The following is a 19,873-nucleotide window of genomic DNA, read 5'->3' as shown; positions in this document are numbered from 1 at the left end:
TTCACTGGTCTTACGCCCTTCGTTCGTGCTCCCCGCCCCGGCCGCCGCCCGCCCCGTCTCCGGAGCGCTCAGCGGTTCGTGGTGAGGACCGGCTCGGCGGGCCGCCGGGCCGGCGCCGCCTGGTGGCCCGGGATCGCCAGCGCCGCGACCGCCCCGGCCAGCGACAGCGCGGCGCCGACGCCGATCGCGCCGCCGAAGCCGTCGGTGAAGGCGGACGGCCCGCCGTAGCCGCCGGCCTTGGCGAACGCCAGGGCGAGGACCGCGACGCCGAACACCCCGCCGAGCTGCCGCCCGGTGTTGAACACCCCGGACGCCTTCCCGATCTGCTGCGGCTCCACCGCGTTGAGCACGGCGGCCTGCGCGGCGGGCATCGCCATGCTGACCCCGGCGCCCGCGATCAGCATCGGCGCGATCAGCTCCCCGTACGGCACGGACGGCGTCGCGGCGAGCGCGAGCCAGCCCATCCCGGTCGCCTGCATGGCCAGCCCCAGCGCCGCCAGCGGCCGGGCGCCGACCCGGTTCACCATCCGGCCCGCGACCGGCGCGACGATCGTCACCGCGGCCGTCCAGGAGAGCAGGTGCAGCCCGGCGGCGAGCGGCCGGTCGCCGCGCCCCGTCTGGAAGTACTGCGCCGCGAAGAACAGCGCCCCGTAGAGCGAGGCGTACATGAACAACCCGGCGGCGTTCCCCGCCGCGAAACCGCGCAGACGGAACAGCCCCAGAGGCACCATCGGCCGCGCCGCGACCCGCTCCCAGGCGACGAAGGCGACGCCGCAGACCGCGCCCGCGGCCAGCGTGCCCGCGACCTCGGCGCTCCCCCATCCGGCGGCGTCCGAACGGATCAGCCCCCACACCAGGCCGAGCGCGGAACCGGTCACCAGCAGCAGCCCGCCGGCGTCCACGCCGTCGCCGCCGCCGCGGCTCTCCGGGACGCGGCGCAGCACCAGCGGGATCACGACCAGCCCGATCGGCACGTTCAGCCAGAAGATCCACTCCCAGGCGAGCCCCTGGGTGACGGCGCCGCCGACCACGGGGCCGCCGACCACCGCCAGCCCGGTCAGCCCGGCGAAAAGCCCCAGCGCCTTCGGCCGGTCCGGCGGCGGGTAGGCGGCGCTGAGCAGCGCCATCGCCAGCGGCATCACCAGGGCCGCGCCGGCCCCCTGCACCACGCGCGCCGCGATCAGCCAGCCCGCGTCCGGGGCCAGCGCGCACGCCGCCGACGCGAGAGTGAACAGCCCCAGCCCCGCCGTGAAGAGCCGCCGCCGCCCGAACCGGTCGCCCAGCACGGCACCGGTCATCAGCAGGACGGCGAAGCTCAGGCTGTAGGCGTTCACCGTCCATTCGAGCTGCTCCATGGAGGCGCCGAGATCCAGCCGGATCCGGCTCAGCGCCGTCGTCACCACGGTGGCGTCCAGCGCCACCATCACCGAGCCCGCGGAGGCGAGCCCCAGCACCCATTTCCTGTTCATGCCAGTACCGACCCGCGGCGCGGCGGAATCGGCCGGTCCCGACCCGATGAATCCGGCGAGCCGGCGGGTCTGTACAAGAAAGGGAGGAACATGGCATGACGATGACCGAGCAACCGAGCGACGAGTTCGTCCGGCTGGCAGGGCCGTTCCGGCGGGAACTGCTGACCCACTGCTACCGGATGCTGGGGTCGGTGCAGGACGCCGAGGACCTCGTCCAGGAGACGTACCTGCGCGCCTGGCGGTCGTACGGCGACTTCGAGGGCCGCGCGTCGATGCGGACGTGGCTCTACCGGATCGCCACCAACGCCTGCCTCAACGCGCTGCGGAACGGCGGCCGCAGGGTGCTGCCGGCCGGGCTGGGCGGGCCCATCTCCGACCCTGGCGCGATCGTCCCGCACGACCCGGAGATCCCGTGGCTGGAGCCGATCGCCGACGAGCAGGCCGACCCGGCGGCGATCGTGGCGGGACGCGCCGGGCTGCGGCTGGCCCTCATCGCGGCGCTGCAGCACCTGCCCGCACGGCAGCGGACGGTGCTGATCCTGCGGGACGTGCTGGCCTGGTCGGCGGAGGAGACCGGCGAGGCGCTCGGCATCAGCGCGACCGCGGTGCACAGCACGCTGCAGCGCGCCCGGGCCCGGCTGGACCGGCTCGACCCGGCGATCGACGAGATCGCCGAGCCCTCCGAGCCGGAGCGCCGCGACCTCCTCGACCGGTACACCGACGCCTTCGAGCGCGCCGACATCGCCGCGCTGGCCCGGCTGCTCACCGAGGACGCGGTCTGGCAGATGCCGCCGACCCCGTCGTGGTTCGCGGGCCGCGACGCCGTCCTCCGGCTGCTGGAGGCCAGGCTCCGCAAGGAGCGGATCCGGCTCGTCCCGATCCGGGCGAACGGGCAGCCGGGCTTCGCGATGTACGTGAACGGCGAGGCCTTCGCGATCCAGGTCGTCACGCTGCGCGGCTCCGCCATCGCGGCCGTGACCGCCTTCCACACCCCTGCCCTGGTCGACCGCTTCAACCTCCCCCGCCGCCTGTAGCCCCCGTCCCGGTGGCGGCGGGGCGGGGGCGCGCGGGGTGTTCTGGGTTACTTGAGGAGCTGGCGGGCGATGACCATGCGCTGGATCTGGTTGGTGCCCTCGTAGATCTGGGTGATCTTGGCGTCGCGCATCATCCGCTCCACCGGGAACTCCCGCGTGTACCCGTACCCACCCAACAGCTGCACCGCGTCGGTGGTGACGTCCATCGCGACGTCCGAGGCCAGCGCCTTGCACGCCGACGACACGAACGTCAGGTCCGGGATCTTCTCGCCGTGCATCGCCCGCTCGGACTTGATCGCCGCGTGGTAGGTCAACTGCCGCGCGCCCTCCAGCCGCATCGCCATGTCCGCCAGCATGAACTGCACACCCTGGAAATCAGAGATCGGCTTACCGAACTGCCGGCGCTCCTTCACATAGCCCAGCGCGAAATCCAGCGCGCCCTGCGCGATCCCCAAAGCCTGCGCGGCGATGGTGATCCGGGTGTGGTCCAGCGTGGCCAGCGCGGTCTTGAGCCCGGTGCCCTCGGCGCCGATGATCCGGTCGCCCGGGATCCGCACGTCCTCCAAGATCACCTGCCGGGTCGGCGACCCCTTGATGCCCAGCTTGCGCTCCTTGGGCCCGAACGACACCCCCGGATCGGACTTCTCCACCACAAAAGCCGAGATCCCCCGGGCGCCGGCGGAGGGGTCGGTGACCGCCATGACGGTGTAGTACTCCGACACGCCCGCGTTGGTGATCCACATCTTGGCGCCGTTGAGCACCCAGGCGTCCCCGTCACGCACCGCACGGGTCTTCATCCCACCCGCGTCCGACCCCGCATCGGCCTCCGACAGGGCGTAGGAGAACATCGCCTCGCCCCGCGCCACCGGCCCCAGGTACTTGCGCTTCAGCTCTTCGGAGCCCGACAGCAGCACCGGTACCGTGCCGAGCTTGTTCACCGCCGGGATCAGCGAGGACGACGCGCACGCCCGCGCGACCTCCTCGATCACGATCACCGTCGCCAGCGCGTCCGCACCCGCACCCCCATAAGACTCGGGCACGTGCACCGCGTGCAGATCATTGGCGACCAGCGCGTCCAGCGCCTCCTGCGGGAACCGGGCGTCCTCGTCCACCTCCGCCGCGAACGGAGCGATCTTGGCATCCGCCAGCTCACGCACCGTCGCCCGCAGCAGCTCCTGCTCCTCCGACGGCGCGTACGCGGGAAAGTCATGGCTCATGCCGACGATGCTACCGGCCAGTAGACTCCGCTGCGCCGCCGCCGGTACCGGGCAGCTCTTCGGGGAAGGTTCACTAGGGCGTACGACGGCGGCAGCGAACCGGAAGGAGCCCGCCTTGACCCAGCGGCTGACGGTCATCGGAACCGGTTACCTCGGCGCCACCCACGCGGCCTGCATGGCCGACCTGGGCTTCGAGGTCCTCGGCCTGGACGCCGACAAGGACAAGATCGCCCGGCTCGCGGCCGGCGACCTGCCGTTCTACGAACCCGGGCTCGAACCGGTGCTGCGCCGCGGCCTGGCGAACGGGCGGCTGCGGTTCACGACGTCCTACGAGGAGGCCGCCGAGTTCGGCGACGTCCACTTCCTGTGCGTCGGGACCCCGCAGAAACCGGGCGAGTACGCCGCCGACCTCACCTACGTGGACGCGGCGATCGGCGCGCTCGCGCCCCTGCTGCACCGGCCCTGCCTGATCGTCGGCAAGTCCACCGTGCCGGTCGGGACGGCGGCGCGGCTGGCCGAGACGGTCGCGAGGGACGCGCCGGTGGGCGGCGACGCCGTCCTCGCGTGGAACCCCGAGTTCCTGCGCGAGGGGTTCGCCGTCGAGGACACCCTGCACCCGGACCGGATCGTCGCCGGGCTGCCCGGCGAGCAGGGCGCCGCCGAGCACGCCGAGAAGGTGCTGCGCGAGATCTACCGGACGATGATCGCCGCCGGCACGCCGTTCATCACCGCCGACTACCCGACCGCGGAGCTGGTCAAGGTGTCGGCGAACGCGTTCCTGGCCACCAAGATCTCGTTCATCAACGCGATGGCGGAGGTCTGCGAGGCCGCGCACGCGGACGTGACGAAGCTGTCGGAGGCGCTGTCGCACGACGACCGGATCGGCGGCCGGTTCCTCGGCCCCGGGCTCGGGTTCGGCGGCGGCTGCCTGCCGAAGGACATCCGCGCGTTCATGGCGCGCGCCGGCGAGCTGGGCGCCGACCAGGCACTGACGTTCCTGCGCGAGGTCGACGAGATCAACATCCGGCGCCGGATCCGGATGGTGGATCTCGCCCGGCAGCTGCTCGGCGGCTCGTTCGCCGACCGGACGGTCGGGGTGCTCGGCGCGGCGTTCAAGCCGGACTCCGACGACGTCCGCGACTCGCCCGCGCTGGACGTCGCCGCGACCATCCGCGCGCAGGGCGGCCGGGTGACGGTGTACGACCCGCGCGCGATGGAGAACGCCCGCCGCGCCCAGCCGTCCCTGGACTTCGCGTCATCGGCGCTGGGCGCGGTCAGGGGCGCGCACGTCGTCCTGCTGCTGACGGAATGGCGGGAGTTCCGCGACATGGACCCGGCGGACCTGTCCGCGACGGTGGCGGAGCGCAACATCGTGGACGGTCGCAACGCCCTGGACCCGGAGCGCTGGCGCGCCGCCGGCTGGAACTACCGGGCCCTCGGCCGCCCCTGACCGGGAACGATCGAGGAGCCGGGGGTGTTGTGCCGGACATGGGTGATGTCTACGCCGACCCGGACGTGATCAGCCGGCTGCTCAGCGAGTCCCGGACGTGGGCGTTCGTGGGCCTCGGCGACAATCCGGCCCGGGAGGTCTTCAACCAGGCGCGGCTGCTGCAGCGGCGCGGGAAGCGGATCATCCCGGTGCATCCGTCGGGGAACGCGGTGCTGGGCGAGCAGGGCTACGCGAGCCTCGCGGACGTGCCGGACGCCTCCGAGGTGGACGTCGTGGGCGTCTACCGGCGCGCCGAGCACGCGGGCGCTGTCGTGGACGAGGCGATCGCGGCGGGCGCGAAGGCCGTGTGGATGCCGCTGGACGTGATCGACGAGGCGGCGGCCCGGCGCGCGAAGGACGCCGGGCTCGACGTCGTCATGGACCGCTGCCCCGCCGTGGAGTGGAGCCGCCGCCACTGAGCCCACGGGCCGCCGGCACTGAGCCCACGGGCCGCCGGCACTGAGCCGCGAGCCCGGCAGGCGGCTCAGAGGCTCTCTCGGAGCCGTTCGCCCTTCGCCTTGGCCTGGTCGTACAGCGACTGCTGAAAGTCCTTCATCTTCGCCTGGAGACCCTCGTCGGACGCGGCGAGGATGCGCACGGCCAGCAGCCCGGCGTTGCGGGCGGCGCCGACCGCGACCGTCGCGACCGGGACCCCGGCGGGCATCTGCACGATCGACAGCAGCGAGTCCATGCCGTCGAGGTACTTCAGCGGGACGGGCACGCCGATCACCGGCAGCGGCGTCACCGACGCGAGCATTCCGGGCAGGTGCGCGGCGCCGCCGGCGCCCGCGATGATCGCGCGGAGGCCCCGCCCGGCGGCCTGCTCGCCGTAGGCGATCATGTCGTGCGGCATCCGGTGCGCGGACACGACGTCGGCCTCGTAGGGGACCCCGAACTCCTCCAGGGCCTCCCCCGCGGCCTTCATGACCGGCCAGTCGGAGTCGCTGCCCATCACCACGCCCACCACCGGGCCGCTCATGCGTGCTCCCCCATCGCCTTGCCCCACCGCAGGTAGTCGGCCGCGTGCCGGGCGCGTTCCCGCAGGTCGGCCAGGTCGTCGCCGAGCACCGTCACATGCCCGATCTTGCGGCCGGGCCGGGACTCCTTGCCGTACATGTGGACCTTGACGCCCGGGTCGTGCGCCATCACGTGGAAGTAGCGGGAGTAGACGTCCGGGTCGTCGCCGCCGAGGACGTTCGCCATCACCGTGTAGCGGGCGGTGGGCTCGGTGGAGCCGAGCGGCAGGTCCAGCACGGCCCGCAGGTGCTGCTCGAACTGGGACGTGCGGGCGCCCTCGATCGTCCAGTGCCCGGAGTTGTGCGGGCGCATCGCCAGCTCGTTCACGAGCAGCCCGCGGCCGCTGCCCTGCCGCCCGGTCCTCGGCGGCTCGGTCTCGAACAGCTCCACCGCGAGCAGCCCCGTGACGCCGAGCTCGTCGGCGATCCGGAGCGCGAGGCTCTGCGCCTCGGCGGCCAGCTCGCCGGACAGTCCGGGCGCCGGGGAGATCACCTCGACGCAGATGCCGTCCTTCTGGACGGTCTCCACGATCGGGTACGCGGCGCCCTGCCCGTACGGGGAGCGGGCGACGAGCGCCGCCAGCTCCCGCCGGAACGGAACGTGCTGTTCGACCATCAGGTCGACGCCCTCGGCGACCAGCCGCCCGACCAGCTCGACGGTCTCGACGCCGAGGTTGTCGGCGACCCACACGCCCTTGCCGTCGTAGCCGCCGCGGGTCGCCTTCAGGACCACCGGCCAGCCGTGCTCCCGCCCGAACGCCTCCAGCGCGGGCATCGGGTCGGCGGACGGCAGGGGCGCGTAGGCGGGGCAGGGCGCGCCGAACTCCGTCAGCCGGTCCCGCATGACCAGCTTGTCCTGGGCATGCGCGAGGGCCGCCGCGCCCGGCCGGCACGGCACCCCGGACGCCTCGACCTCGCGGATGTGCGGGCCGGGGACGTGCTCGTGGTCGAAGGTCACCACGTCGCACCCCTTGGCGAACGCCATCAGGTCGTCGAGGGCGCGGTCGTCGCCGACCCGGACGTCCGCGACGACCTTCGCCGCCGACTCGCCCGGCGCCCCGGCGAGGACGCGCAGCGGCACGCCGAGGGCGATCGCGGCCTGCTGGGTCATCCGGGCCAGCTGCCCGCCGCCCGCCATGCCCACGACGGGTGTCTGAGGTGGATTGCTCACGTCAGAAGGCTATCGGCCGATGGACCCGAACAATTCACCTGTTCCGGGCGTCGGACGGGGTGTGGGCCTCCGGGCCCAGGGCAGGGAACGCGAGGAGAACGCAGTACGTTCATGTTCCGACGTCGCGGGGGCCGGGGGCGTCTATTCTCGTTGTGCCCCCGCAGCAGCAGCCGCGCCAACGGCCGCGGTTCCACCAGCCGAGGTCCGGAAGGACGGTTCCCTTCGTGAACCTGATCGCCACTCTCAACCGGCGTTTCGCGCACCTGCTGCGCGAGCTCGCCCAGTTCGGCAGCGTGGGCGCGATCGCCTTCGTGATCACGGTCGGCATCGGCAACGGGATGAACAGCGGCCTCGGCATGGGCCCGCTGACCTCCAACGGCGTCGCCACGATCGTCGCGACGACGTTCGCCTACCTCGCCAACCGGTACTGGACGTTCCGGCACCGCGACCGGACCGGGCTCGGCCGCGAGTACGTGCTGTTCTTCGCGCTGAACGGCGTCGGGCTGGTGATCACCGAGATGTTCATCGGGTTCACGCACTACGTGCTGGGGCTGACGGGCCCGATCCCGTACAACATCTCGCTGGTGATCGGCACCGGCGTCGCCACGCTGTTCCGGTTCTGGTCGTACAAGAAGTGGGTGTTCCTGCCCGCGAGCGCCCCGCCGGTCGACCCGGCGTCCGGCCTGCCGGAGGGCCCCGGCGTGCACGCCGCGACCAGCCCGCGCGCCATGAACGGCGGGGCCGCCCCGTCCGGGCGGCTCGGGCACCCGCTCGACCAGGACGCCGCCGGCGACTACGCCCAGTTCTCCTGACCTCGCACGCTCCTCCTGACCTCGCACGCTCCCGGGCCGCCCCGGCGCGGTCCGTCCGGCAGGCCCCGGCGCGGCCCCTCTAGGCGGGCCCCAGGACGACGCGTTCACCGGCCAGCCGGGCCTCCGCCGCCTCGCGCAGGAACACCCCGAACACCGCCGGACGCGACTGGATGAGCTCCAGCCGCCCGCCGTCCACCACGGCCAGCGAGCGGGCCAGGTAGAGGCCGAGGCCGGTGCCGCGGCCGCCGCTGACGCTCCGCTCGAAGATCCGCGGCTCCAGCTCCGGCGGGATCCCGGCGCCCTCGTCGCCGACCTCCACCACCACCGAGCTGGCGCCCGGCTTGGTGTGGATGGTGACGGTCCCGGCGCCGTGCATCAGCGAGTTGTCCAGCAGCGTCGCGACGATCTGCGACAGCCCCTCCGGGTTGGTCATGCCGACCAGTCCCTGCTCGCCGACGATCCGCACGTCCCGGCCGTCCCGCCGGAAGATCGGCCGCCACTCCTCCACCTGCTGGCGGATGATGTCGTCGATCGGGGACGCGACGGCGCCGCCGGTGCGGTCGTGCCGGGCGCGGGCGAGCAGCTGCTCGACGACGGCGACGAGCCGCTCGGTCTGCGCGACGGCCGCGGCGCCCTCCTCCCGGACGACGTCGGGGTAGTCGGCCGCCTCGATCATCTCCTCCAGCCGCATCGACAGCGCGGTCAGCGGGGTGCGCAGCTGGTGGGAGGCGTCGGAGGCGAACTCGCGGCTCGCCGCGAGCAGGTCGGCGATGCGGACGGCGCTGCGGTCCAGTACCTCGGCGACCCGGTCGACCTCCGGGATGCCGTAGCGGCGGCGGCGGGGCCGGGCGTTGCCGGTGCCGAGCCGGTCGGCGGTCTCGGCGAGGTCGCGCAGCGGCAGGGTCAGCTTGCGGGCCTGGACCATCGCGAGGCCGACGGTGACGGCGACGCCGAGCAGCGCGAGGCTGCCGATGAACAGCAGCAGCCGCAGTTCCTGGTCCTTCAGCTGGGAGGCGGGGCGCGACAGCCGGACCCGCACGCCCTGCCCGGACGCGGTGGCGGTGAGCTGCCGCGCGCCCGGCCGGGGGCGGGGACCCGCCTCGACGGCGGCGCCGCCCGGCAGGGTCACCGCGATGTGCCGGCCCGGGTACTCCCGCGCGATCGCGGCGCCGGTGACGGGCTGGCGCGATTCGAGGGTGTAGGCGACGCCGCCGGCGATGGCGGACGCCTCCCGGTCGAGGGACTGCCCGGCCTCCTCGTAGATGAGCTTGTGGGCGGCGTAGGCGAGGGGTATGCCGAGCAACAGGATCGCGACCACCGCCACCGCGAGCGTCGACAGGAGGAGTCGGCGCCTCATCTGGGCTCCTTATGGTGGGGCCACGCCCGGGCGGGGCGCCCCGGGCCTCTCGGGAAGGCCCGGGGGCTGACCGCGCGGCCATGGCGGCCGGTTGAGGGCCTGTCAGTCGCCGCGCTCGAACCGGAAGCCGACGCCCCGCACCGTGGTGATGTAGCGGGGGCTGCCGGCGTCGTCGCCGAGCTTGCGGCGCAGCCAGGAGATGTGCATGTCGAGGGTCTTCGTGGAACCCCACCAGTTGGTGTCCCACACCTCGCGCATGATCTGTTCGCGGGTCACGACCTTGCCCGCGTCCCGGACCAGGACGCGCAGCAGGTCGAACTCCTTGGTGGTGAGCTGCAGTTCCTGGTCGCCCATCCAGGCGCGGCGCGACTCGGCGTCGATCCGCACCCCCTGGACGATCGGGGTCTCGGTGCTGCCGCGGCGCAGCAGCGCGCGGACCCGGGCCAGCAGCTCGGCCAGGCGGAACGGCTTGGTGACGTAGTCGTCGGCGCCCGCGTCGAGACCGACGACGGTGTCGACCTCGTCGGCCCGGGCGGTCAGGATCAGGATGGGCACTCCATGCCCCTCGGCACGGACCCGGCGGGCCACCTCCAGGCCGTCCAGCTCGGGCAGGCCCAGGTCGAGAACAATGAGGTCCACGCCGCCCCCGAGCGCCCGCTCGAGCGCCTGCGGACCGTCCGGGCTGACTTCGACGGTGTACCCCTCGCGACGCAGCGCGCGGGCGAGAGGCTCGGAGATGGACGTGTCGTCCTCGGCGAGCAGTACTGAGGTCATGAACCGATCGTATGACCATTCTTGAACGTTTCCCGGGTGCCGCCGCGCTCTTGACCTGCGGTTTGCCACTCGTAGTACATCCTCGAACACCCATCTTCCGGGCGGTACCGGGAGCTAGGCGGACATCGCGCATCGGGCCCTCGCCCGCCGGGCGGTCGGCGCGCTGCCGCGAACGGTCATCCGATGACGGCGGCCGACGCGCCGGGGAGGGTCACGAACGGGGTTTTGGAATCGCCGTTGACGCCGGTTTCCATGTGGATTGCCGGATCTGACGCGAGCAGCAGGCGGTCCCCGCCCCCGGCGACCGGCAGCCGGACGGTCCCGCCGCCGAGGTTCGCCGCCACGAGCACGCCGCCGCGCCGCATGGTCAGCCAGCGGCCGGTCGCGGCGTCGCCGTCGCCGGTCTCGACGGACGCGGCGGTCAGACGCGGGTCGTTCAGCTCCGGCCGGGCGCGGCGCAGCGCGATCAGGGACCGGTGCCAGTCCAGCAGGCCCGCGTGCGGTTCCGCGGCGGGCTCGTCCCAGTCGAGGACGGACCGCTGGAAAGTATCCACAGCCTGTGGATCGGGAACCTCGCCCGTCCAGCCGTGCCGGGAGAACTCCCTGCGCCGCCCCTCGCTCACGGCCCGCGCCAGGTCGGGGTCCTGGTGGTCGGTGAAGTAGCACCAGGGCGTGGCCGCGCCCCATTCCTCGCCCATGAAGAGCATGGGCGTGAACGGCGCCAGGATGAGCAGCGCCGCGCCGACCTTGAGCAGTCCAGGGGAGAGTCCGGCCCCGGCCAGAACGGCGCCTATACGGTCCCCTGCCCCCCTGTTCCCGACCTGGTCGTGGTTCTGCAAGAAACCGAGGAACCGGTGGGCGGGCAGCTTTTCCACGTCGACGGGACGGCCGTGCCTGTGCCCCCGGTACGTCGACATCGTCCCGTCGTGGACGAACACCCTCGTCAATGCTTTCTTGAGGGTTTCCATGGAACCGAAGTCGCAGTAATAGCCCTGCCGTTCACCGGTCAGCGCGGCGTGCAGGCAGTGGTGGAAGTCGTCGCTCCACTGCGCGTCGAGACCGTACCCGCCGGCCTCCCTCGACGTGACGAGGCGCGGATCGTTCAGGTCGGATTCCGCTATGAGGAACAGATGCCGTCCCAAGTGCGCCGACAGGGCCGACACGGCCTGCGCCATCTCTTCCAGTATGTGGACGGCGCTGTGGTCGGTGATGGCGTGGACGGCGTCCAGGCGCAGCCCGTCGAAGTGATAGTCGCGCAGCCACATCAACGCGTTGTCTTTGGCGAAGGCACGGACCTCGTCCGAGCCTTCCTGGTCGTAGTTGACCGCGTCGCCCCAAGGCGTGCTGTGGGCGCTGGTGAAATAGGGACCGTAGTCGCCGAGATGGTTTCCGTCGGGCCCGAGATGGTTGTAGACGACGTCCAGAATGACCGCGAGACCGCGCGCGTGGGCGGCGTCCACGAAACGCTTCAGCGCGTCGGGGCCGCCATAGGGTTCGTGGGGCGCCCATAGGAGAGCGCCGTCGTATCCCCATCCGTGATGGCCCGGAAAGGACGCGACGGGCAGGAGTTCGACGGCGTCGATTCCGAGCGCGACGAGATGGTCGAGACGTTCGATCGCGGCGTCGAACGTCCCTTCCGGCGTGAACGTGCCGACGTGCATCTCGTACAGGACGCTGCCGGCGAGGGGGCGTCCGCGCCATTGCGCGTCCGTCCATGCGAACCGATCGTGCTCGTAGACGCGGCTGAGGCCGTGGACGCCGGACGGCTGCCACGGCGAGCGCGGGTCGGGCAGGGGGGCGGCGGCGCCGTCCAGCGCGAACCCGTAGTCGGTCCCGTGCCCGGCGCCCGGCACGTCGGCCGTCCACCAGCCGGAACGCCCTTCCGCCCGCGCCATCGGGCGGCGTTCCCCGGCGACGACCACATCGACGCGCCGGGCCTCGGGGGCCCAGACCTCGAACCGCTCGTTCACCTGTCGATCTCCCGGGGGACGATCAGCGCGACGGGCAGATGCGCGAACACCTCGGCGGCGTCGAGGCGCGGGCCCCAGTGGGTGGCGCCGGTGAGGACGTCCCGCCAGCCCTGCCGGCCGACGTCCACCTCCGTGCCGGCCCAGCCGCCGCGGCGCTCCAGCCCGGCGGGCAGCCGGGTGGCGAGCGCGACCGCGCCGCCCCGCCGGAACGCGACGACGTGGTCGGCGGCGGGACCCGCCGCCGCGACCGGCTCGTGCGCCGCCGACGGCCCGAACCATTGCGGGTGGGTCCGGCGCAGCCGCAGCGTCCGCGCGGTGACCAGGAGCTTCTCGTCGTCGACGTCCTTGGGCGGGCGGCCGGTGTCGAGCCGGTGCAGCCGCTCGCGGCGGCGCCCGTAGTCCACCGGCCGCCGGTTGTCGGGGTCGACGAGGGCCAGGCCGGTCAGCTCGCAGCCCTGGTAGATGTCGGGGACGCCCGGCATCGCCAGCTGGACGAGCTTCTGCCCGAGCCCGTTCACCCGCGCGTACGGGTCGAGCCGCGCCACGAACGCGGTCAGGTCGGTGACGAGGTCGGGGTCCTCCAGGACGCGCCGCGCGTACCCGAGGGCCGCGTTCTCGTAGGCGGTGTCCGGCTCCGCCCACGACGTCCGGGTCTTGGCCTCGCGCATCGCCTTGACGAGGAACTCCTGCAGGCGGTCGGGAGTGATCGGCCATGCGCCGGCGAGCGTCTGCCAGAGCAGGTACTCCAGGTCGGGTTCCATCGGCGATTCGGCCGGTCCCCACCAGGAGCGCCACCGGTGCACCGCGCCGGCCCACTCCTCCGGCAGTTCGGACAGGACGGCCAGGCGCGCGCGCACGTCCTCCTGGCGTTTGGTGTCGTGCGTGGACAGCGTCGTCATCGTGGACGGCCAGTCCCGCGCGAGCCGGATGCAGTGCGTGTGGAAGTCGACGGGGCTGACGGAGAAGCGTCCTGGGTCGCCGCCCACCTCGTTGAGGGCGGCCATACGGTTCCAGCGGTAGAAGGCGGTGTCCTCTACGCCTTTCGCCGCCAGCGGCGCGGCCGTCTGCTGGAACCGCACGATGAACTCGGGATCGGGGTTCTCACCTCGTCCGAGTGCCATGTCCACAACCGTGTCCAGGGCCGGGTGCAGATTCTCGGGCAGGTGCCCGCGCGCTCTCTGCGCGGCCTCGTTGAGGACGTCCACAGCCTGCGGCGGCGCGTCCTCACCCGACACGACGTAGGCGCGGTAGACGGGCATCGCCACGAGCAGCGCCTGCAATGCCTGCTCTAGGCCCGCGTCCCGTTTGCCCACAACGCGGCCCAGGACGCGCTTCAGCCGGTCCATCTCCGGCTTCATGCCGTGCGTCGCGGCGTACAGGCGCGCGTCGTGCTCGACCTCCTCGAACGATGCGGGGCCGCCCGCCAGCGCCGTGTAGAGGTCCGTGAGCGGCTTCTCGCCGGCCGGGTCGACGAACAGGCCGCCGATCATCCCGAGCGAGTCGTAGCCGGTCGTGCCCGCGCACGGCCAGTCCGCGGGCAGCCGCTCCGCCCCCTCGGTGATCTTCTCGACGAGCAGCCACCGGCCCGGCGCGGCGTCCGCGAGGCGGCGCAGGTAGGCGCGCGGGTCGGCCAGGCCGTCCGGATGGTCGACGCGCAGGCCGTCCACCAGCCCCTGCCCGACCAGGCCGAGCAGCAGCGCGTGCGTGCGCTCGAAGACCTCCGGGTCCTCCTGCCGCAGGCCGATCAGGCCGGAGATGTCGAAGAACCGGCGGTAGTTCGGCTCGCCCTGCCCGGGCAGCACGATCCGCCCGTCGCCCGCGTCCCAGTCCACGTCGAACCATTTCGCGTACGGCGACGACCGTCCCTGCGCCAGGACGGCGTTGAGCGGCAGGTTCAGATCCGGCGGGACCGGGACGGCCATGTGGTTGGGGACGAGGTCGGCCAGCACCCGCAGCCCGTGCGCGCGGAACCGCTCCGCCATCGCGCCGAACGCCTCGCCGCCGCCCAGCTCGTCCGACAGCTTCGAATGGTCGACCACGTCGTAGCCGTGCGTGGACCCCGGCGCGGCCTGCAGGATCGGCGACAGGTACACATGCGACACGCCGAGGGCCGACAGGTACGGCGCCAGCGCGGCCGCCTCGGCGAACCCGAAATGGTCGTCGGGCGTGCCGCGGAGCTGGAGCCTGTAGGTGCCGGACGGGGGGTCGTCGTGCTCGGGGGGAGGGGGCGTGTCAGACACGGCGTAGCACCTGCACGGAGCGGGCGGCGACCTTCACGGACTCCCCGGCCTTCACGACCGGCGACTCCTCCTCGGCGAGCAGCGGGTCCGCGGTGTCCAGCACCTTGATCCACATCTGCCCGTACGCGGCGGGCGGCAGCGCGAACGCCAGCTCCCCGTCGTGCGCGCTGAACAGCAGCAGGAACGAGTCGTCGCGCACCTGCCGGCCCCGCCGGTCCGGCTCGCCGATCGCCTCCCCGTTCAGGAACACGTTCAGCGACTTGTTGAACCCGGCGGACCAGTCCTTCCCGGCCATCTCCTCGCCGCCGGGGGTGAACCACACCAGGTCGGGCAGCGCGTCGGGCTCGGCGCCGCGCGCCGTCGACGGCCGGTCCCCGACGAAGAAGCGGCGGCGCCGGAACACCGGATGCTCCGTCCGCAGCTTCGACAGCCGCCGGACGAAGTCGAGCAGCGGCCCCCGCTCGTCGAAGAACGTGTCCTCGTGGAGGCCCGTCCAGTCGACCCAGGAGATCTCGGTGTCCTGGCAGTAGGCGTTGTTGTTGCCCTGCTGGGTGCGGCCCAGCTCGTCGCCGTGCAGCAGCATCGGGACGCCCTGCGACAGGAACAGCGTGGTCAGGAAGTTGCGCTTCTGCCGCTCCCGCAGCGTGATGACGTCGAGGTCGTCGACCGGGCCCTCGTGGCCGCAGTTCCACGACCGGTTGTCGTCGCTGCCGTCCCGGTTCCCCTCGCCGTTGGCGTCGTTGTGCTTGCCGTCGTACGACACCAGGTCGTGCAGCGTGAACCCGTCATGGCAGGTCGCGAAGTTGATCGAGGCGATCGGGCGGCGGCCGTCGTCGGCGTACAGGTCCGACGACCCGGTCAGCCGGGACGCGAAGTCCGGCAGCGCGCCCGGCTGCCCGCGCCAGTAGTCGCGCACCGTGTCGCGGTACTTGCCGTTCCACTCCGTCCACAGCGGGGGGAAGTTCCCGACCTGGTAGCCGCCCTCCCCCACGTCCCACGGCTCGGCGATCAGCTTGACCTGCGACACCACCGGGTCCTGCTGGACGAGGTCGAAGAACGCCGACAGCCGGTCCACCTCGTGCAGCTCGCGGGCCAGCGTCGCGGCCAGGTCGAACCGGAACCCGTCGACGTGCATCTCCGTCACCCAGAACCGCAGCGAGTCCATGATCAGCTGCAGGACGTGCGGGCTGCGCATCAGCAGGCTGTTCCCGGTGCCCGTGGTGTCCATGTAGTAGCGCTGGTCGCCGTCGGCCAGCCGGTAGTACTGCGCGTTGTCGATGCCCCGGAACGACAGCGTCGGCCCGAGGTGGTTGCCCTCGGCGGTGTGGTTGTACACCACGTCGAGGATCACCTCGATGCCCGCCTCGTGCAGCGCCTTCACCATCGCCTTGAACTCCAGCACCTGCTCCCCGCGCTCCCCCGACGAGGAGTACTCGCCGTGCGGCGCGAAGAAGCCGATGGTGTTGTAGCCCCAGTAGTTGCGCAGGCCCCGCCGGATCAGCGCGTCGTCGTGGACGAACTGGTGCACCGGCATCAGCTCCACCGCCGTGACGCCGATCGACCTCAGATGATCGATGATCACCGGGTGGGCGAGCGCCGCGTAGGTGCCGCGCAGCGCCGGCGGGATGTCCGGATGCCGGGCGGTGAGGCCCTTGACGTGCGCCTCGTAGATCACCGTCTCGTGGTACGGGATCCGCGGCGGCCGGTCGTCGCCCCAGTCGAAGTACGGGCTGACGACCACCGAGCGCATCGTGTGCCCGGCCGAGTCCAGGTCGTTGCGCGACCACGGGTCGCCGAACCGGTAGCCGAAGCACGACTCGTCCCAGTCGATCCGCCCCTCGATCGCCTGCGCGTACGGGTCGAGCAGCAGCTTCGCCGGGTTGCACCGGTGGCCGCGCGACGGGTCGTACGGGCCGTACACCCGGAACCCGTAGCGGCGGCCCGGCATCACCCCCGGCAGGTACCCGTGCCATACGAACGCGTCGACCTCCGGTAGTGCCAGCCTCGTCTCCTCGCCGTCGCCCGCCGGCCCGTCGAACAGGCAGAGCTCGACTCGTTCGGCCGCCTCGGAGAAGACGGCGAAGTTCGTGCCCGCGCCGTCGAACCGGGCTCCGAGGGGGTATGCATCGCCCGGCCACACCTGTGCCACTGTTCCCGCCCTCCCGTCGTACCGACGGAAGCCCTTCCCCGTGAGGGTTGAATCACACCGATTGGGAGGCCACTGGCCAGAACGGACACCCATGGGTTACCTTAGGGGAGCCTAACCTTCATAAGGGTGCCCTAAAGGCACAGGTCAGGCGCGTTGGTACCGGGTAGTCGCATGGAAGGTCCCCCACCGGATGTACGTCTGCATCTGCAACGCGATCACGGAGGACGACGTTCACGGCTGCCTGTCGGGCGGCAGGTGCGGCACGGCCAAGGAGGTCAAGGCGGCCTGCGGCTTCAAGCCCGGCTGCGGCTCCTGCACCAAGCGGCTGCACGCCATGGTCAGCGAGTACCGGACCGCCAGCGAGCTCGCCGACGCCCTCACCGGGGGCCCGGCGCCCCTCGCCGCCGTCCCCGGCGGCCCGGCCGCCCCCGCCGCTCCCGCCGCCGCGGACCCGATCGTCCCGCCGGCGCCCGTCACCGGAACCGAGACGGGAGCGGCGCCGCCCACCGCCGCCTGAACCACCGCCGCCTGAACCACCGCCCCACGGGCCCGCCGTCTCGCGCCGGGCGCGCGCCGCTGCGCGAATCACCGCCGCCCCCTGTGCGAGCATGAGGCCCATGGAAGGCGACAAGGACATCATCGCGCTGCTGAACGACCAGCTCACCGCGGAACTGACGGCGATCAACCAGTACTTCCTGCACTCCAAGATGCAGGAGAACTGGGGCTTCACCCGGATCGCGAAGCACACCCGCGACGAGTCGATCGACGAGATGCGGCACGCCGAGCGGCTCACCGACCGGATCCTGTTCCTCGAGGGCCTGCCGAACTACCAGAAGCTCGGCACCCTGCGGATCGGCCAGACCATCGTCGAGCAGCTCAAGGCGGACCTGGAGATCGAGATGGAGGCCGTCGCCCGGCTGCGTCCCGGCATCGAACTGATGCGCTCGCGCGGCGACGTCACCTCCGCGCGGATCTTCGAGGAGATCCTCGCCGACGAGGAATACCACATCGACTACCTGGAGACCGAGCTCAGCCTCGTCCAGGCCCTCGGCGAGCAGAACTACCTGCAGCGCCTCACCGACGCGCCCGGCGAGGAGATCAGCAAGCCGGTGTGAGGCGCCCTACCGGCCGCCGTCGCCCGGCGGGCCGTCCTCGGGCCGCGCCGCGCGCCGCAGCACGAACGGCTGCACGATCCCGAGCCCCTGGACGGGCCGCCGGACGATCCGGGTGATCCGGTACGCCGGCTCCTTCTCCAGCCGCGCCGCCAGCTCGCTGTCGATCACCACCGACCCCGGCCGGGCCAGCGCCGTCAGCCGCGCCGCCAGGTTCACCGTCGTGCCGAACACGTCGCCCATCAGCGGCAGCACCGGCCCGTGCGCCACCCCGACCCGCACGTCCGGCACCTCCGTCTCGTCCTGGATCGCCGCCGCGATCGTCAGCGCGATCTCCGCGCCGACCGTCGGCGACTCCGTGCTGAACAGCACCTCGTCGCCCAGCGTCTTCACCAGCCGGCCGCCGGACGCGGCGATGATGTCGGCGGCGGTCTCCTCGAACCACTCCACCACCCGGGCCAGCTCGATCTCCTCCAGCTCCCGGCTGACCTGCGTGAACGACACCATGTCCGCGAACCCGACGGTGGTCAGCGGGCGGCCCGCCGGCTCCCCGTCCTCCCGGGTCGCCGCCGCCGCGATCGCCCGCGTCCCGGCCGCGGCGAGCTGCCGCCGCCACGCGTGCACCACCAGCGGCTCGAACTCCCCGATGTGCTTGTCGGCGATCTCCATGATCGTGCCGACCGCCTCGGCGGACGGGGCCTCGTTCGGATCCGGGGAGACCATCTCCTTCATCAGGCTGACCTGCCACTCCGCCAGCCGCGTCATCGTCTGCCCGAACGCCCGGATGAGCCGGATCACGCCATCCTCGTCCAGCACGCCCTCTTCCATGAGCCGCCGGATCCGGCACAGCGCCGCCACGTCGCCCTCGGTGTAGGCGACCGCGTCGTCCGCCATCGACGGGTACCCGAACGCCCGCCACAGCCGCCCGGTGAACTCCCGCGACACCCCCGACAGCCGGACCGCGTCGACGCGCGTGTAGCGGAGCTCGCCGCCGAGGAGCAGCTCCTCGATCTCCCTGGGATCCGGCAGTCCGCGCGCCATCATCCGCCCCTCAGTCCGCCGGCGGGCGGAACCCCGCCGCCGGCGTCGTGGATCGGTACCATCCCATATCGTTGCAGATCCGACGTGACGCAGCGCACCCACCTGCGGTGTTCACGTGTCGTGCACCCTTCACCGACCGCGGACGTGGATCACGTCGCCCGCGTTCACGGCGACGTCGCCGCGCGGGCCCTCGACGACGAGGCGCCCCGACCCGTCGACGTCCCGCGCGGTGCCCTCCAGCGTCTCGTCCGCCGGCAGCTCCACCCGGACGCGGCGGCCGAGCGTCGCGCACAGGTCCTTGTAGGCGGTGCGGAGCCCGCTGGTCTCCGGGTCGCCGCCGAGCATCGTCCACTCGCCGTACCAGGTCCGCATCTCGCGCAGGATGGCGCGCAGCAGCGGCGCCCGGTCGGTGAGCGGCGCGCCCTCGATCGCCAGGGACGTCGCGGTCGGCACGGGCAGCTCCTCCGTGCGCAGCCCCACGTTGAGGCCGACGCCCACGATCAGCGCGTCGTCGACCTTCTCGGCGAGGATCCCGGCGAGCTTGCGGTCCCCGACCAGCAGGTCGTTGGGCCATTTCAGCCGGGCGTCCACGGTGACGTCGCCGTCGGCGCCGCCGAAGAACCGCTCCCCGGACTCGGCGAACGCGGTCATCCGGCGGATCGCGGTGGCGACCGCGACGCCGGTCAGCAGCGGCAGCCAGCCGAGCAGCGGCACCGGCACGGCCGGCCGCAGCAGCATCGAGAACATCAGCCCGGAGCGCGGCGGCGCCGTCCACGGCCGGCCGAGCCGGCCGCGTCCCGCCGTCTGCAGCTCGGTCACCAGCACGGTCCCCTCCGGCGCCCCTTCGCGGGCGCGGGCGGCGAGGTCGGCGTTGGTCGACCCCGTCTCCGGCACGACGCTCACCTCCCGCCACAGCCCGCCCTCCTGGACGAGGGCGCGCTGCAGGGCCGCCTCGTGCAGCGGCGGACGGTCAAGGTCCCCATACGCGGAATCGCTCACGCTTCCATCCAACCTCACCGGCC

17 protein-coding genes are annotated in these 19,873 nt (G+C 72.6%); 6 read left to right on the top strand and 11 right to left on the bottom strand.

Annotated elements, in window-relative coordinates; genetic code table 11:
• Positions 1-68: 68 nt before the first annotated feature.
• Complete coding sequence (locus AB0C78_RS37045) at positions 69-1,469, bottom strand: DHA2 family efflux MFS transporter permease subunit (RefSeq protein ID WP_360757421.1); 1,401 nt, start codon at positions 1,467-1,469, stop codon at positions 69-71.
• A 50-nt stretch (positions 1,470-1,519) separates the two neighbouring features.
• Here AB0C78_RS37045 and AB0C78_RS37040 point away from each other — a divergent pair, with 50 nt between their 5' ends.
• Positions 1,520-2,503 carry a sigma-70 family RNA polymerase sigma factor gene (locus AB0C78_RS37040; protein ID WP_360757426.1) on the top strand — a complete coding sequence of 328 codons (984 nt, stop codon included), beginning with the start codon at positions 1,520-1,522 and terminating at the stop codon, positions 2,501-2,503.
• A gap of 47 nt (positions 2,504-2,550) precedes the next feature.
• Here the strand turns inward: AB0C78_RS37040 and AB0C78_RS37035 are convergent, their stop codons facing one another.
• Positions 2,551-3,720: an acyl-CoA dehydrogenase family protein gene (locus AB0C78_RS37035; RefSeq protein WP_360757419.1), complete on the bottom strand. Its 1,170-nt coding sequence runs from the start codon at positions 3,718-3,720 to the stop codon at positions 2,551-2,553.
• A 115-nt stretch (positions 3,721-3,835) separates the two neighbouring features.
• Between AB0C78_RS37035 and AB0C78_RS37030 the strand changes: the two genes are divergently transcribed.
• Both AB0C78_RS37030 and AB0C78_RS37025 read left to right on the top strand, forming a co-directional pair.
• The gene (locus AB0C78_RS37030) at positions 3,836-5,170 is read left to right on the top strand and encodes a UDP-glucose/GDP-mannose dehydrogenase family protein (RefSeq protein ID WP_360757416.1); all 1,335 of its coding nucleotides are present in this window, start codon (positions 3,836-3,838) and stop codon (positions 5,168-5,170) included.
• A 38-nt stretch (positions 5,171-5,208) separates the two neighbouring features.
• Positions 5,209-5,628, top strand: coding sequence for a CoA-binding protein (locus tag AB0C78_RS37025; protein WP_360757414.1), 420 nt, complete (start codon positions 5,209-5,211; stop codon positions 5,626-5,628).
• Between the two features lie 65 nt (positions 5,629-5,693).
• Here AB0C78_RS37025 and purE read toward each other — a convergent pair whose 3' ends face one another.
• Both purE and AB0C78_RS37015 read right to left on the bottom strand, forming a co-directional pair.
• Complete coding sequence (gene purE, locus AB0C78_RS37020) at positions 5,694-6,188, bottom strand: 5-(carboxyamino)imidazole ribonucleotide mutase (protein ID WP_360757411.1); 495 nt, start codon at positions 6,186-6,188, stop codon at positions 5,694-5,696.
• Positions 6,185-7,396: a 5-(carboxyamino)imidazole ribonucleotide synthase gene (locus AB0C78_RS37015; RefSeq protein ID WP_360757408.1), complete on the bottom strand. Its 1,212-nt coding sequence runs from the start codon at positions 7,394-7,396 to the stop codon at positions 6,185-6,187. The genes purE and AB0C78_RS37015 overlap by 4 nt, the downstream gene beginning before the upstream one ends.
• Before the next feature lie 224 nt (positions 7,397-7,620).
• Between AB0C78_RS37015 and AB0C78_RS37010 the strand changes: the two genes are divergently transcribed.
• On the top strand, positions 7,621-8,208 hold the full coding sequence (locus tag AB0C78_RS37010) for a GtrA family protein (RefSeq protein ID WP_360757406.1): 588 nt from the start codon (positions 7,621-7,623) through the stop codon (positions 8,206-8,208).
• Positions 8,209-8,287: 79 nt separating this feature from the next.
• Here the strand turns inward: AB0C78_RS37010 and AB0C78_RS37005 are convergent, their stop codons facing one another.
• From AB0C78_RS37005 to glgX, 5 genes are all read right to left on the bottom strand, one after another.
• On the bottom strand, positions 8,288-9,565 hold the full coding sequence (locus AB0C78_RS37005) for an ATP-binding protein (protein WP_360757403.1): 1,278 nt from the start codon (positions 9,563-9,565) through the stop codon (positions 8,288-8,290).
• Between the two features lie 102 nt (positions 9,566-9,667).
• A complete protein-coding gene (locus tag AB0C78_RS37000; RefSeq protein WP_019629095.1) occupies positions 9,668-10,339 on the bottom strand; it encodes a response regulator transcription factor in 672 nt (223 codons plus the stop codon).
• Between the two features lie 176 nt (positions 10,340-10,515).
• The gene (treZ, locus tag AB0C78_RS36995) at positions 10,516-12,309 is read right to left on the bottom strand and encodes a malto-oligosyltrehalose trehalohydrolase (RefSeq protein WP_360757400.1); all 1,794 of its coding nucleotides are present in this window, start codon (positions 12,307-12,309) and stop codon (positions 10,516-10,518) included.
• Positions 12,306-14,549 carry a malto-oligosyltrehalose synthase gene (gene treY, locus AB0C78_RS36990; RefSeq protein WP_360757398.1) on the bottom strand — a complete coding sequence of 748 codons (2,244 nt, stop codon included), beginning with the start codon at positions 14,547-14,549 and terminating at the stop codon, positions 12,306-12,308. Before treY ends, treZ begins: the two co-directional genes overlap by 4 nt.
• Positions 14,542-16,698: a glycogen debranching protein GlgX gene (gene glgX, locus AB0C78_RS36985; protein WP_360757395.1), complete on the bottom strand. Its 2,157-nt coding sequence runs from the start codon at positions 16,696-16,698 to the stop codon at positions 14,542-14,544. The genes treY and glgX overlap by 8 nt, the downstream gene beginning before the upstream one ends.
• Before the next feature lie 190 nt (positions 16,699-16,888).
• Between glgX and AB0C78_RS36980 the strand changes: the two genes are divergently transcribed.
• The gene (locus AB0C78_RS36980; RefSeq protein ID WP_360757393.1) at positions 16,889-17,215 is read left to right on the top strand and encodes a (2Fe-2S)-binding protein; all 327 of its coding nucleotides are present in this window, start codon (positions 16,889-16,891) and stop codon (positions 17,213-17,215) included.
• 100 nt (positions 17,216-17,315) lie between these two features.
• Complete coding sequence (bfr, locus tag AB0C78_RS36975) at positions 17,316-17,813, top strand: bacterioferritin (protein WP_151544618.1); 498 nt, start codon at positions 17,316-17,318, stop codon at positions 17,811-17,813.
• A gap of 6 nt (positions 17,814-17,819) precedes the next feature.
• Here the strand turns inward: bfr and AB0C78_RS36970 are convergent, their stop codons facing one another.
• Both AB0C78_RS36970 and AB0C78_RS36965 read right to left on the bottom strand, forming a co-directional pair.
• Entirely contained in the window at positions 17,820-18,854 is a 1,035-nt protein-coding gene (locus tag AB0C78_RS36970) for an adenylate/guanylate cyclase domain-containing protein (RefSeq protein ID WP_151544617.1), read from the bottom strand.
• 126 nt (positions 18,855-18,980) lie between these two features.
• Positions 18,981-19,850, bottom strand: coding sequence for a biotin--[acetyl-CoA-carboxylase] ligase (locus AB0C78_RS36965; protein ID WP_360757388.1), 870 nt, complete (start codon positions 19,848-19,850; stop codon positions 18,981-18,983).
• Between the last annotated feature and the right edge of the window lie 23 nt (positions 19,851-19,873).

It is taken from the genome of Actinomadura sp. NPDC048394 (assembly GCF_040651755.1).
Classification (GTDB): Bacteria; Actinomycetota; Actinomycetes; order Streptosporangiales; family Streptosporangiaceae; genus Spirillospora; species Spirillospora montaniterrae.
The sequence above is the reverse complement of the archived record's forward strand: the minus strand, read 5'-3'. Positions and strand labels throughout refer to the sequence as shown.

What these genes read in the sequence shown, in the direction of transcription:
- AB0C78_RS37045 (WP_360757421.1), bottom strand. Translation starts at nt 1,469, where the DNA reads ATGAACAGGAAATGGGTGCTGGGGCTCGCCTCCGCGGGCTCGGTGATG.
- AB0C78_RS37035 (WP_360757419.1), bottom strand. Translation starts at nt 3,720, where the DNA reads ATGAGCCATGACTTTCCCGCGTACGCGCCGTCGGAGGAGCAGGAGCTG.
- AB0C78_RS37025 (WP_360757414.1), top strand. Translation starts at nt 5,209, where the DNA reads ATGGGTGATGTCTACGCCGACCCGGACGTGATCAGCCGGCTGCTCAGC.
- purE (WP_360757411.1), bottom strand. Translation starts at nt 6,188, where the DNA reads ATGAGCGGCCCGGTGGTGGGCGTGGTGATGGGCAGCGACTCCGACTGG.
- AB0C78_RS37005 (WP_360757403.1), bottom strand. Translation starts at nt 9,565, where the DNA reads ATGAGGCGCCGACTCCTCCTGTCGACGCTCGCGGTGGCGGTGGTCGCG.
- AB0C78_RS37000 (WP_019629095.1), bottom strand. Translation starts at nt 10,339, where the DNA reads ATGACCTCAGTACTGCTCGCCGAGGACGACACGTCCATCTCCGAGCCT.
- AB0C78_RS36980 (WP_360757393.1), top strand. Translation starts at nt 16,889, where the DNA reads ATGTACGTCTGCATCTGCAACGCGATCACGGAGGACGACGTTCACGGC.
- bfr (WP_151544618.1), top strand. Translation starts at nt 17,316, where the DNA reads ATGGAAGGCGACAAGGACATCATCGCGCTGCTGAACGACCAGCTCACC.
- AB0C78_RS36970 (WP_151544617.1), bottom strand. Translation starts at nt 18,854, where the DNA reads ATGATGGCGCGCGGACTGCCGGATCCCAGGGAGATCGAGGAGCTGCTC.